The organism is Rhizobium sp. UBA1881 (assembly GCF_002338015.1).
In the GTDB taxonomy this organism is placed as follows: Bacteria; Pseudomonadota; Alphaproteobacteria; order Rhizobiales; family Rhizobiaceae; genus Rhizobium.
On the sequence record NZ_DDHH01000172.1, the window covers coordinates 1 to 11,984 of the forward strand.

General features: G+C 64.9%; 12 protein-coding genes. 4 read left to right on the forward strand and 8 right to left on the reverse strand.

The window, feature by feature from the left end; translation table 11 throughout:
* Positions 1 to 338 precede the first annotated feature (338 nt).
* From B3605_RS21030 to B3605_RS21040, 3 genes are read left to right on the forward strand one after another with little or no spacing between them, the layout of a single operon-like run.
* Positions 339 to 1,286 (forward strand): ABC transporter permease, encoded by a 948-nt coding sequence (locus B3605_RS21030; RefSeq protein WP_112945140.1) that lies wholly within the window; start codon positions 339 to 341, stop codon positions 1,284 to 1,286.
* A gap of 1 nt (position 1,287) precedes the next feature.
* Entirely contained in the window at positions 1,288 to 2,151 is an 864-nt protein-coding gene (locus tag B3605_RS21035) for an ABC transporter permease (protein WP_296435902.1), read from the forward strand.
* A gap of 46 nt (positions 2,152 to 2,197) precedes the next feature.
* Positions 2,198 to 3,589: an amidase gene (locus B3605_RS21040; RefSeq protein ID WP_112945142.1), complete on the forward strand. Its 1,392-nt coding sequence runs from the start codon at positions 2,198 to 2,200 to the stop codon at positions 3,587 to 3,589.
* On the opposite strand, the gene B3605_RS21045 is transcribed toward B3605_RS21040, so the two are convergent.
* The 3 genes from B3605_RS21045 to B3605_RS21055 all read right to left on the reverse strand — a co-directional run bounded on the left by B3605_RS21045 (position 3,582) and on the right by B3605_RS21055 (position 6,304).
* A complete protein-coding gene (locus tag B3605_RS21045) occupies positions 3,582 to 4,439 on the reverse strand; it encodes an NlpC/P60 family protein (RefSeq protein ID WP_112945143.1) in 858 nt (285 codons plus the stop codon). The genes B3605_RS21040 and B3605_RS21045 overlap by 8 nt on opposite strands.
* 16 nt (positions 4,440 to 4,455) lie before the next feature.
* Entirely contained in the window at positions 4,456 to 4,800 is a 345-nt protein-coding gene (locus B3605_RS21050) for a MarR family transcriptional regulator (protein WP_018899175.1), read from the reverse strand.
* Between the two features lie 115 nt (positions 4,801 to 4,915).
* Complete coding sequence (locus B3605_RS21055) at positions 4,916 to 6,304, reverse strand: leucyl aminopeptidase family protein (RefSeq protein ID WP_112945144.1); 1,389 nt, start codon at positions 6,302 to 6,304, stop codon at positions 4,916 to 4,918.
* A gap of 144 nt (positions 6,305 to 6,448) precedes the next feature.
* Here B3605_RS21055 and B3605_RS21060 point away from each other — a divergent pair, with 144 nt between their 5' ends.
* Entirely contained in the window at positions 6,449 to 7,279 is an 831-nt protein-coding gene (locus tag B3605_RS21060) for a tetratricopeptide repeat protein (protein ID WP_112945145.1), read from the forward strand.
* A 5-nt stretch (positions 7,280 to 7,284) separates the two neighbouring features.
* Here B3605_RS21060 and B3605_RS21065 read toward each other — a convergent pair whose 3' ends face one another.
* The 5 genes from B3605_RS21065 to B3605_RS21085 all read right to left on the reverse strand — a co-directional run.
* Positions 7,285 to 7,917, reverse strand: coding sequence for a LysE family translocator (locus tag B3605_RS21065; protein ID WP_112945146.1), 633 nt, complete (start codon positions 7,915 to 7,917; stop codon positions 7,285 to 7,287).
* Positions 7,918 to 8,012: 95 nt separating this feature from the next.
* Positions 8,013 to 8,999: a type II secretion system F family protein gene (locus B3605_RS21070; RefSeq protein WP_047506661.1), complete on the reverse strand. Its 987-nt coding sequence runs from the start codon at positions 8,997 to 8,999 to the stop codon at positions 8,013 to 8,015.
* A gap of 13 nt (positions 9,000 to 9,012) precedes the next feature.
* The gene (locus tag B3605_RS21075) at positions 9,013 to 10,020 is read right to left on the reverse strand and encodes a type II secretion system F family protein (RefSeq protein ID WP_112945147.1); all 1,008 of its coding nucleotides are present in this window, start codon (positions 10,018 to 10,020) and stop codon (positions 9,013 to 9,015) included.
* Between the two features lie 4 nt (positions 10,021 to 10,024).
* Positions 10,025 to 11,497, reverse strand: a complete 1,473-nt coding sequence (locus B3605_RS21080; protein WP_112945148.1) for a CpaF family protein — start codon at positions 11,495 to 11,497, stop codon at positions 10,025 to 10,027.
* 22 nt (positions 11,498 to 11,519) lie between these two features.
* The coding region (locus B3605_RS21085) for an AAA family ATPase (RefSeq protein WP_414706999.1) at positions 11,520 to 11,984 on the reverse strand (465 nt) is incomplete at its 5' end.

Here is an 11,984-nt window from a genome sequence, read left to right on the forward strand (position 1 = left end):
CGCAAGCAGGGTGCGGTTGCGGCTTGATCGGTTGATCGGCTGGTGAGAAGCGGGCGGCGGAGCGGGGATTCCCCACTATGCCATGACGGGCATCTCCCCCACAAGGGGGGAGATTGGCTTGGCGCATCCGCTCGCTCCGACCTCAACGTTCAGCGATGCCATCGCAACGATTCGATCTCCCCCCTTGTGGGGGAGATGTCCGGCAGGACAGAGGGGGGTAACCCAACCGCTGAGCCCGCGGCCCCCTCATCCGGCTGCCGCCACCTTCTCCCCACTGGGGAGAAGAGATTCGTAGCGGGCAGCTCGCCCCATCTTCCCTCCACCCCAAGAGCCGCCGCATGATCGCCCTCGTGCTCCGTCGCGTCGCCGGCCTCGTCCTCACGCTGCTCGTGGTCTCGCTGCTGATCTTCGCCGTCATGGACATGCTGCCCGGTGACCCGGCCTCGATCATGCTCGGCACCTCGGCCTCGCCGGAGACGCTGGCGGCGCTCCGTCACGAACTCGGCCTCGACCGCTCGCTCCTCATACGATACGCCGAGTGGCTGGCAGGCGTCTTCACCGGCGATCTCGGGCGCTCCTACACCTATGGCGTCCCCGTCGCCGGCCTCATCCTCGAGCGGCTCGCCGTCACCCTGCCGCTCGCCCTCATTGCCATCCTGCTCTCCGTCGCAATCGCCATCCCCCTCGGCGTCACCGCAGCCTCCAGGCGCGGCGGTATTGTCGATGCGGTCGCGGCCGTCTTCTCGCAGGTCAGCATCGCCGTGCCGGCCTTCTGGGTGGCGTTGCTGTTGATCATCCTGTTCTCGACAACGCTCGGGCTGATGCCGGCGGGTGGGTTTCCGGGCTGGAGCGCGGGTGTCTGGCCGGCGCTGAAGGCCCTGCTTATGCCGGCGGTGGCGCTGGCCCTGCCGCAGGCGGGCGTGCTCACCCGTGTTACCCGCTCGGCGGTGCTGGACACGCTGCACGAGGATTTCACCCGCACCGCCCGCGCCAAGGGCCTGTCATCGGCCACCGTGCTCTGGCGCCATTCGGTGCCCAATGCGCTGGTGCCGATTCTCACCATCCTCGGCCTGCAAGCCACTTTCCTGGTGGCTGGCGCCGTGCTCGTCGAGAATGTCTTCAATCTCCCCGGCCTCGGCCGTCTCGCCTATCAGGCGCTGTCGCAGCGCGATATCGTCGTCATGCAGGATGTGGTGCTGTTCTTCGCCGGCCTCGTCATCCTCATGAACTTCCTGGTCGATCTCTCCTATCTGGCGATCGACCCGCGTTTGAGAAAGGGGATCTGAAATGGCGCCGCTGGTCTCCACCGCAACAAATATCGGCCGCCGCCGCATGCGCGGCGTCAAGCGCGTCAACCTCATCATCGGCGCCGCGATCGTCGCGTGCCTCGTCGCCATCGCGCTCGTCTCGCTCGTCTGGACGCCGCTGCCGCCGGCCAAGATGCAGATCATCCATAAGCTGCAGCCACCGCTCGGCTTCGGCCTTCTCGGCACCGATCAGTTGGGCCGCGACGTGCTCTCCATGCTGATGGTCGGCTGCTGGAATTCGCTCTCGATCGCGATCGTTGCCGTCGCCATCGGCGGCGCGCTCGGCACCATCGCGGGCCTGGCCGCGGCTGCCTTTCGCGGCATCTTCGAAACGCTTCTAATGCGCGTCTGCGACGTCATCTTCGCGCTCCCGCCCATCCTCTCGGCAATGATGCTCGGCGCCTTCCTCGGCGGCGGCCGGCTGACGGCGATCGCCGCCATCGCAACCTTCCTCATTCCGGTCTTTGCCCGTGTGGCGCTGGCAAGCGCGCTGCAGGCCTGGAGCCGCGATTATGTGCTGGCAGCCCGCGCGCTTGGGAATACCCGGCTGGCGATTTCGCTCCGCCACGTGCTGCCCAATATCATGAGCCAGCTCATCGTCCAGGTGACCATCCAGCTTGGCCTCGCGGTGCTCACCGAAGCGGGCCTCAGCTTCCTCGGTCTCGGCCTTGCCCCGCCGGCGCCGAGCTGGGGGCGGATGCTGGCCGATGCGCAGACCTATCTTGCCCTTGCCCCCTGGCTTGCCATCCTCCCCGGCCTTGCCATCGCGCTTTCCGTCCTCGGCTTCAACATGCTGGGCGACGGCCTGCGCGACCTGCCCGACCCTCGCGAGGCCAGCCGTTGATTGAAGACGCCGCTGATTTGATGATGTCATTTTGAAAGACCGCGCCATGACCGAGATCGACCTGAGCATCCGCGACCTGAAGCGGCACTTTGCGGCGAAGAGCCTGTCTCCGCTGGAATACTGGCTGGCGCTGGAGCCGCATATTGCCGACTGGGAACCGCACATCGCCGCGCTCTATCTCTACGACCCCGACGCCGCCCGCGCCCAGGCCAAGGCCTCGACCGAGCGCTGGGCGAGGGGCGAAACGCTGGGCCCGCTTGATGGCATCCCGGTCACGCTGAAGGAGTTGATATCAACCAAAGGTCAGCCCGTTCCGCTCGGCACCCGAGCCGTCGAGCTGACGCCGGCGCTTGACGACGCCCCCATCGCCGCCCGCATGCGCGAGGATGGCGCCATCATCTTCGCCAAGACCACATGCCCGGATTACGGCATGCTCTCGTCCGGCCTATCGAGCTTCCACGCGCTCAGCCGCAACCCGTGGGATGTCACGCAGAACCCTGGCGGTTCCAGCGCCGGCGCCTCGGCGGCGGCCGCCGCCGGCTATGGCCCGCTCCATATCGGTACCGATATCGGCGGCTCCGTGCGGCTCCCGGCCGGCTGGACAGGCATCTTCGGCTTCAAGCCCAGCCACGGCCGCATCCCTGTCGATCCCTATTACGTCGGCCGCTGCGCCGGGCCGATGACGCGCACGGTCGATGATGCGGCGCTCGCCATGGCGACGCTGTCGCGGCCGGACTGGCGCGACGGCACCAGCCTCCCGCCAAACGATATCGACTGGACCGATCTCGACGTCGACCTCTCAGGCATGCGCATCGGCCTGATGCTCGACGCCGGCTGTGGCCTCGATGCTGAGGACGAGGTGAGGGCGGCGGTCGTTGCGGCGGCGAAACAGTTCGAAAAAGCCGGCGCCGTCGTCGTGCCGGTCGGCCCGATGCTGTCGCGGGCGATGCTCGATGGTCTCGACAATTTCTGGCGCGCCCGCTTCTGGGGCGATATCGAGGGGCTGAGCGAGGAGCGCCGCGAGAACATCCTTCCCTATATCTACGGCTGGGCCAAGGGTGGGGCCGATGTCAGCGGCGTAGCCGCCGTCAAGGGCTTCAACCAGACGATCGAGATGCGCAAGGCCTGCGGCGCGCTGTTCGAGACGGTCGATGCCGTCTTGTCGCCGACCAACCCCATCGTCTCTTACCCGGCCGAATGGGCCTCGCCGACCAACGATCCGGCCCGGCCCTTCGAGCACATTGCCTTCACCGTTCCCTGGAACATGTCGGAGCAGCCGGCCTCATCGATCAATTGCGGCTTCTCAAGGTCCGGCATGCCGATCGGCCTGCAGATCGTCGGCCCCCGCTTCGACGACATGCGCGTTCTGCGATTGTCCAAGGCCTTCGAGACATGGTCCGGCGGCGTCACATCGTGGCCGAAACCGCCGGTTACATGATCGCGCGACGATAGCCGTTGGGCTGCTCGTAGAGCCAGCCGATGCGCTGAACGGCCTCTTCGAAGTTTTCGCGTACCACCGTCATGGTATGGCCGGTCGCATGCAGGATCGTCTCCGCATCCTCCATGATCGCCACATGTCCCTTCCAGAACACCAGGTCGCCGCGTCGCAGCTCCTCGCGGGTAATAGGCGTGCCGAGCGCCGAGGCCTGCATGTCGGTGTCGCGCGGCGCGGCGCGGCCGGTCATCAGCATGGAAAGCTGCACCAGGCCGGAGCAATCGATCCCAAGCCCCGAACGACCGCCCCAGAGATAGGGCGTTTCGACAAAGCGGGCGGCGATATCGACATAGTCCTCGCCGTCAAGCGCGCCGATCGGCTGCACATGCTTGGCGAAGATCGCGGTGCCGTCTTCCAGCGTCACATAGTGGTTGCCGCGCGCCTCGGCGGTGCCGGCGACCGCCACGCGGCTGCCCATCGAAAGAATGCTGTTATAGGGTTTGCGCAGTTCCGGCTCACGATAGAGGAAGGTGCGCTGAACGGTGACGATATGGGTCGGCGCGGGCGCCTTATCGCTCACCGCGCTCTCGGGAAGATAGCCGACGTAATTGTCCGACCGCGCCTTGATCCAGCACCATCCCTCGGCGTGGTCGAGTACGGTCACGTCCTCGCCGAACAAGAGCTCGGTGTCGATACCAACGGTCGCGTCCGGTCGTGGCCGCAGGCCCACGACCGGCACTACGATGCGCGCCGGCGTCCCGTCGGTAAAGCGCTGCGCCGTGACCTGTCCTTCCAGCCCGCGCTCGGCGAGGTCGTCCCTGAAGGCGTGCAGGCGGCGGTCGAGCGTGGTCATGGTGTTGTCCTCAAAGTCACAGCCGGCGCCCGTGCTCGCGCACGCGGTCGCCCAGTTTTTCCAGATAAAGCGCGCCGCCCACGGTGCGCTTGATCAGCACGTTGCGCCGGTCGCTGTCATCGCGCACCCGGTCCACCAACCCCATCTCGCCCATCGTATCGAGCGCCCGGGTGATGACGGGCTTGGTGACATTGAGCTCGGCGGCCAGTCCGCGCACGGTATGCGGCGGCGGCACGAGATAGATATGCAGCAGGATCGCCATCTGGCGCAATGTCAAATCGCGGTCGTCGTGGCGAACCTGGTCGAGCGAGACGCCATGCCAGAGCCCGAGCGCCTGCGATGCGGTCAATTCGATCGGCACGGCCCCTCCCGCATTCGTTACGCCTGCGTTCCATTTTCCGGCACGTATCCGCACAACGCAATGGGGCGGCAAATCTGCCGTCCCACAGGGTGAATAAAATTTTAACGATCGGAGTCTAACGAACGCTCTCGCGGATGTGGTGGTAGAGCGCCCGGATCGCCTGCGCTTCGCCGCCGCCGGGCGAATGCGGACGCTCCGAAGGCGCCCAGCCGTAAATGTCGAAATGCGCCCAGCTCTTGGCGTGGCTGACGAAGCGCTTGAGGAACAGCGCCGCCGTGATCGCGCCCGCCATGCCGCCCGCCGGCGCGTTGGTGATGTCAGCGAACTTGGCGCGGATGTCCTTTTCGTAGCCGGCATAGAGCGGCAGCCGCCACAGCGGATCGTCGGTCTCGATGCTCGATTCCATCAGGTCGCGCGCGAGATCCGTATCGTCGGTGAAGAAGGGCGGCAGGTCGGGTCCGAGCGCCACGCGCGCCGCTCCCGTCAGCGTTGCCATGTCGATCATCAGGTCGGGCTCTTCCTCGTCGGCATAAGCAAGCGCGTCGGCGAGGATCAGGCGACCCTCGGCGTCGGTGTTGTCGATCTGCACCGTCAGGCCCTTGCGGCTCTTGTAGATGTCGCCGGGGCGGAAGGCGTTCGACGAGATCGAGTTCTCGACCACCGGGATGACGACGCGGAGATCAACCTTCAGCTTGGCGTCCATGATCATGAGCGCGAGACCCATGACGTTGGCCGCACCCCCCATGTCCTTCTTCATCAGAAGCATGGAGGAGGCGGGCTTGATGTCGAGACCGCCGGTGTCGAAGCACACGCCCTTGCCGACGAGCGTGATCTTGCGATGACCCTTCTTGCCCCAGCGCAGCTCCATCAGGCGCGGCGCGTCGGCGCTGGCGCGGCCGACCGTGTGCACCAGCGGGAAGTTATGCCGGAGATCGTCGCCCGAGATCACCGAGATCTCCGCCTTGTAGTGCGCCGCAAGCCCGCGGAACGCCGCTTCCAGCTCGTTCGGGCCCATGTCGTTGGTGGGTGTGTTGATCAGGTCGCGGGCCAGGAACACGCCCGCCAGCTGCCGCTTGATATCGGCGGCATCGGCATCGCGCGGGATCATCAGGGTGCCGGCCGGCTGCTTCTCGGATTTGTAGCGGTCGAAACGATAGCTCCCGAGGCCGAAGCCGAGCGCCAGCCGGTTGGCCGTCAGCGGCGCGGTCTCGATATGCCAGTCGCCGGCCGGCAGCGCGCGCGCCAGCTTGCCGGTGATATAAGGCTGTTCCGAAGGATTGGTGCCGAGGCCAAACAACGCGCCGCCGAGATGGCCTTCCGAAGTCGGGATCAGCAGCAGCGAGCCGCTTTCGGCCTTGTAGCCCGCCTTTTTCGCCCAATCGAGCGCGATCGGATCGATCGTCCCGGTTTCGATATGCGCCGGCGTGACGGCGAAGATCGGCAGGGTCTGGCCGCCCTTGGTGTTGAAGGGGGTCGGTCTCTCGATGAACTGGAACGGGGGCATTGTTTATCCTTCGGGGGCGTCCGGGAATCATATTTTAACGTTCCGTTAGGGTTAACAGACTATTGCTTGAGCGTAGATTGCGTCAAAGCCTTTCCCTGTTCCGCTTTTAGGTCAGGCGCCGATTTCTGATTTCAGGAAACCGCGATGACTGCTTTGGTCGACACCACTTCGAAAACCCGTCTTCTCCAGTGCGCGGCAACCGCGATGCTGGCCCTGATGCTGGCCGGCTGCAACACCACCAAGGACAAGATGACGACGGGCTCGATCCCGGTCGCGCTGAACAAGCCGATCGAGACGATGAACGATCAGGAAGTGCGCTCCGCCACCGATCGGATCGGCCAGGCCTACGACAAGAACCCGCGCGATCCCGTCAACGGCGTCAACTACGCCAATCTCCTGCGCATGCAGGGCAGGGACGCCCAGGCGCTCGCCGTCATGCAGCAGGTGGCGATCGCCAATCCGCAGGACCGCAACGTGCTTGCCGCCTACGGCAAGGCGCAGGCCGCCGCCGGCCAGCTGCAGCAGGCGCTCGACACCATCGGCCGCGCCCAGACGGCCGACCGTCCCGATTGGAAGCTCGTCTCCGCCCAGGGCGCCATCCTCGATCAGCTCGGCCGCTCCAGCGAGGCGCGCCAGCGCTATCGCGACGCGCTCGATCTGCAGCCGGGCGAGCCGTCTATCCTGTCTAACCTCGGCATGTCCTACGTGCTGACCCGCGATCTCAGGACCGCCGAAACCTATCTGCGCCAGGCAGCAAGCCAGCCGACGGCCGATAGCCGTGTGCGCCAGAATCTGGCGCTCGTCGTCGGCTTGCAGGGTCGCTTCCCCGAAGCTGAAAAGATCGCCCGCGGCGAACTCTCGCCGCAGCAGGCCGATGCCAACGTCGCCTATCTCCGCTCGATGATGTCGCAGCAGAATTCCTGGCAGAAGCTCGCCGCCAAGGATGTCGGCGCTGAGGCAAGCAGCGCCAACTGACCTGTCTAACGGCCGCTCAGGCCTGACACGACAAGCTGCAGCCCGAGCCCGGCCATGACGGCACCGGCCGCGCGGTCGATCCACTTCTTCGCGGCGAGATAGATGAGGCGTGGGTGCCGGGCCGAGAAAGCCAGCGCCACGATCGTGTACCACCCGGCTTCGACGGCAAAGACCCCAAGCGGGATCGCCACGAACAATTCCAGCGGAATGGTCTTCGGCAACAGTGCCGCGAAAATGCTGGCATAGACGACGATCGTCTTCGGATTGCTGACCTGCGTCAGGAACGCCGTCATGAAGCTGCGGCCGACGGCGCGGCTGGCGGCGGTGGTCTCGCCGATCGTGAGAGGCTCCCCGGCGCCGCGCCAGATTCTGTAGGCGATATAAGCGAGATATAGCCCGCCCACGATCTTCAGCGCCAGATAGAGCCAGCCGAACTGCGAGAGCAGGGCGGTCAGCCCCGCCAGCGCCAGGATGCTGAACAACACCCCGCCGAGACCCATGCCGGCCGCCGCCGCAAGCCCGTCGACACGCGAGCGCGACACGGCGATCCTGGAGACGAGAACGAAGCTCGGACCGGGGCTCATCGCCCCGATCGAGAGCGTTGCGATAATGCTGAGAAAGACGCTGAGCGACGACATGGCGATGGTCCGTGGGTGGGGTGACGTCGTCGAATGTCACACGACCCCGCGCGGCGGTCCATCCTAAAAATCGGCTGTGCCGACGGTAGAGCCGCTTAGAAGCGGTCGGCGACCTGGATACCGGCCGGTCCGAGAATGACGGCGACCAGAACCGGCAGGAAGAACAGGATCATCGGCACCGTGAGCTTCGGCGGCAGCGCGGCGGCCTTCTTCTCCGCCTCGTTCATCCGCTCGTCGCGGCCTTCCTGGGCAAGCACGCGCAGCGCCTGCGAAATCGGCGTACCGTAGCGATCAGCCTGCATCAGCGCCTGCACGACCGACTGCACGATCGGGATCTGCGTGCGCGTGCCGAGATTTTCGAGCGCCACGCGGCGATCCGGCAGGAAGGAGAGCTCGGCCGTCGTCAGCACCATCTCTTCGGCCAGCGGCGGAGACGCCTCGCCTAGCTCTTCCGAGACACGGCGCATCGCCGCCTCGATCGAGATACCGGATTCCACGCAGATCAGCATCAGGTCCAGCGCGTCCGGCCAGGCGCGCTTGATCGAGTGCTGTCGTTTTTTCATCTTGTTGGAGATGAAGATATTCGGTGCATAGAAGCCGACATAGGCAAAGCAGAGCGTCGCGAGGAAGCGGATCGGCGTCGGCTTGTCGACGAGGTGGTCGAGGCCGAACACCCAGAAGATCGCGAGCGCGAAAAAGCAGAAGGGCAGGAGGAAGCGCGCGACCAGGAACATGTTGAGCGCGTTTTCCGAGCGATAGCCCGCCGCGCGCAGCTTGTTCATCGTGTTCTCGTCGACCAGCGCCTCGCGCAGGTTGAAGCGCTCGACGATCTGGCGAACCGAGCGGTTGTTCTGCGTGCGCAGCGACGCCTTGCTGCCGGTCGATTCCGCGTTCATCCGCGCGCGTTCGCGGGCACGCATCTGCTCGCGCTCCGTCGAGACCGCCTTCATGCGCTGGTTGAGATCGCCGCGCTCGAAGAAGGGAATGGCGAGCGTGTAGAGCGTCGCGAACACCGCCAGCGCGACCAGCACCGCGATCAGCATCGAGGGATCGGTCAGGGAACTCGCAAGATCGGACGACATCGCATTGCCTCGGTTAGATATCGAAATTGACCATGTTGCGCATGACGAAGATGCCGATCGACATCCACACCGCCGAAGCGCCCATGATCAGGTGGCCGCGGGGGTCGGTGAACAACACCATCATGTATTGCGGCGAAGTCAGGTAGACGAGCGTCGCGACGATGAACGGCAGCGCGCCGATGATGACGGCCGACGCCTTGGCTTCCATCGAAAGCGCCTTGACCTTGGCCTTCATCTTCTTGCGCTCACGCAGCACCTTCGAGAGGTTGCCGATCGCTTCGGAGAGATTGCCGCCGGCCTGCGACTGAATGGCGATGACGATCGCGAAGAAGTTCACTTCCTGCAGCGGCATGTGGTTGCCCATGCGCGTGCAGGCGTCCGGCACGCTGAGACCGACCTGCTGGCTTTCGACCACGCGACGGAACTCGCCCTTGACCGGCTCCTTGCCCTCGTTGGCGATCAGCCGGATCGCGTCGTTCAGCGGAAGGCCGGATTTGATCGATCGCACGATGACATCGAGCGCGTTCGGGAACTCATCGAGGAACTTGTTCTGGCGGCGCTTGATCAGGAAGCCGAGGATCCAGCGCGGCAGCCCGAGCCCGGCCACAACAGGTAGCCCGAGCACCACCATGTTGGGGGCGCCGGCCAGGAACGCGACGAACATCAGGATAAAGCCGAAAATGGCGCTGAACATGTAGAAACGGCCCGGCGTGATCGAGAGACCGGCCTGCGTCAGTCGCGATTTCAGCGTCAGCTTCTTCTTGGCGTTTTCCTGCTGCCGCTTCTCGAGATCCTTCAGGTTGTCCTGCATCGACTTGCGGCGCTTCGACATTTCCTGGACGCGGTCGCGCGCCGCCTTGACGCTCTGCTTGTCGAGTTCGGCCGATGCCACCCGGCTGACGCGGCTTGCCGCCTTCTTCTCGGTTTCCATCCGCGAAAAGAGCAGGCCGTAACATACCGCGCCGGCCGAAATGGCCACGAGCAGCACGATACCCAGCACGATCGGATCGAAACCGAACATAATCTTAATCCTTCGACTTCTCTTCCATTTCGTCGAGCGCCGCGGCGAGCCGCTTCTCTTCATTGTAGTAGCGGGCGCGGTCCCAGAAGTTCGGCTTGCCGATACCGGTCGACTTGTGTCGGCCGATGATCTTTCCGCCCGCGTCTTCGCCTTCGATCTCGTAGCGCATCAGATCCTGGGTGATGATCACGTCGCCTTCCATGCCGATCACCTCGGTGATCTGGGTGATGCGGCGCGAGCCATCGCGAAGACGCGCGGCCTGGACGATGACGTCGACCGAGTTCGAGATGATCTCGCGAACGGTCTTGGCCGGCAGCGAATAGCCGCCCATGGCAATCATCGATTCGATACGGCTGAGGCATTCGCGCGGCGAGTTGGAGTGGATCGTGCCCATCGAGCCGTCGTGGCCGGTGTTCATCGCCTGCAAGAGGTCGAAGACCTCGGGTCCGCGCACTTCGCCGACGATGATGCGTTCGGGGCGCATACGCAGGCAGTTCTTGACGAGATCGCGCATGGTGATCTCGCCTTCGCCTTCGATGTTCGGCGGGCGGGTTTCGAGACGCACCACATGCGGCTGCTGCAGCTGCAGTTCGGCCGTGTCTTCGCAGGTGATGACGCGCTCGTCGCGGTCGATGTAGTTGGTAAGGCAGTTCAGAAGCGTCGTCTTGCCCGAGCCGGTACCGCCGGAGATGACGATATTGCAGCGGACGCGGCCGATGATCTGCAGCAGCGTCGCGCCTTCCGGCGTGATCGCCCCGAAGCGCACCAGCTGGTCGAGCGTCAGCTTGTCCTTCTTGAACTTACGAATGGTGAGCGCCGGGCCGTCGATCGCGAGCGGCGGCGCAATCACGTTGACGCGTGAGCCGTCGGGAAGGCGGGCGTCGCAGATCGGGCTCGATTCGTCGACGCGGCGGCCGACCTGGCTGACGATCCGCTGGCAGATCGAGAGCAGCTGCGCGTTGTCGCGGAAGCGCACTTCCGATTCCAGCGTCTTGCCGCCGACTTCGATGAAGGTCTTGCCGGAGCCGTTGACCATGATGTCGGCGATGTCGTCGCGCGCCAGGAGCGGTTCCAGCGGACCATAGCCGAGAACGTCGTTGCAGATGTCGTCGAGCAGCTCTTCCTGCTCGGAGATCGACATCGCGAAGTTCTTGATCGTGATGATATCGTTGACGATATCGCGAATTTCCTCGCGCGCGCTCTCGCCGTCGAGCTTGGCGAGCTGCGACAGGTCGATCGTGTCGATCAGCGCCGAGAAGACCTGCGCCTTGGTGTCGTAATATTCGTCGGTGCGGGCGGGGCGCTTGCGCTGCGGCGTCTGCATCGGCGGCGGCGCCACCTGCTGGCGGGTCTGCTCGCGCTGCGGCTCGACGAAGACGGCGGGCGCCGACGACGAGGAAGGCGCAGCAACAGGCGGCGGTGGCGCGATTGTGCCGCCCGCCTTGCCAGATCCTTCGTTTCCGCGTTTTCCGAACATGCCTTATTCCACTCCTGGTGGGCTACTTGCGCTTCAGGAGGCTGAGAAGACTGCTCTTCTTCGCCTTCTTGACGGCGATGCGCCCGGTAACGATGTGCGACAGCTGCGAGAAGGTCTCGGCCGTCGGCGATTTCGGATCCATCTCCGAGATCATTCGGCCGCTATTGGCGGCCGTTCCGAACAGGTTGCTGTCGAACGGGATGATGGCGACGGGCTCGCATTCCAGCGGCTCGCAGAAATCCGACGGGCTGATTTCCGGACGCTTCGGCATGCCCACCTGGTTGAGAACGAGATGAGGCGGCTTGTCATTCGGCCGCATCTTGCGCAGGGCGTCGATCAGATTTTTCGTGTTACGCAGATTGGCGAGATCGGGAGACGCGCAGATCACCACCTCATCGGCGGCGCCGAGTACCGAGCGGGTCCATTCGGACCAGGCGTGCGGCACGTCGAGCACGGTCACCGGCGCGCTGCGCTGCAGCACCTCCAT

Bases quoted from the DNA above. Each gene is read 5' to 3' on its own strand.
- B3605_RS21080 (WP_112945148.1), bottom strand. From the start codon at position 11,497: ATGTTCGGAAAACGCGGAAACGAAGGATCTGGCAAGGCGGGCGGCACA.
- B3605_RS21040 (WP_112945142.1), top strand. From the start codon at position 2,198: ATGACCGAGATCGACCTGAGCATCCGCGACCTGAAGCGGCACTTTGCG.
- B3605_RS21030 (WP_112945140.1), top strand. From the start codon at position 339: ATGATCGCCCTCGTGCTCCGTCGCGTCGCCGGCCTCGTCCTCACGCTG.
- B3605_RS21065 (WP_112945146.1), bottom strand. From the start codon at position 7,917: ATGTCGTCGCTCAGCGTCTTTCTCAGCATTATCGCAACGCTCTCGATC.
- B3605_RS21035 (WP_296435902.1), top strand. From the start codon at position 1,288: ATGGCGCCGCTGGTCTCCACCGCAACAAATATCGGCCGCCGCCGCATG.
- B3605_RS21075 (WP_112945147.1), bottom strand. From the start codon at position 10,020: ATGTTCGGTTTCGATCCGATCGTGCTGGGTATCGTGCTGCTCGTGGCC.
- B3605_RS21055 (WP_112945144.1), bottom strand. From the start codon at position 6,304: ATGCCCCCGTTCCAGTTCATCGAGAGACCGACCCCCTTCAACACCAAG.
- B3605_RS21045 (WP_112945143.1), bottom strand. From the start codon at position 4,439: ATGACCACGCTCGACCGCCGCCTGCACGCCTTCAGGGACGACCTCGCC.
- B3605_RS21070 (WP_047506661.1), bottom strand. From the start codon at position 8,999: ATGTCGTCCGATCTTGCGAGTTCCCTGACCGATCCCTCGATGCTGATC.
- B3605_RS21060 (WP_112945145.1), top strand. From the start codon at position 6,449: ATGACTGCTTTGGTCGACACCACTTCGAAAACCCGTCTTCTCCAGTGC.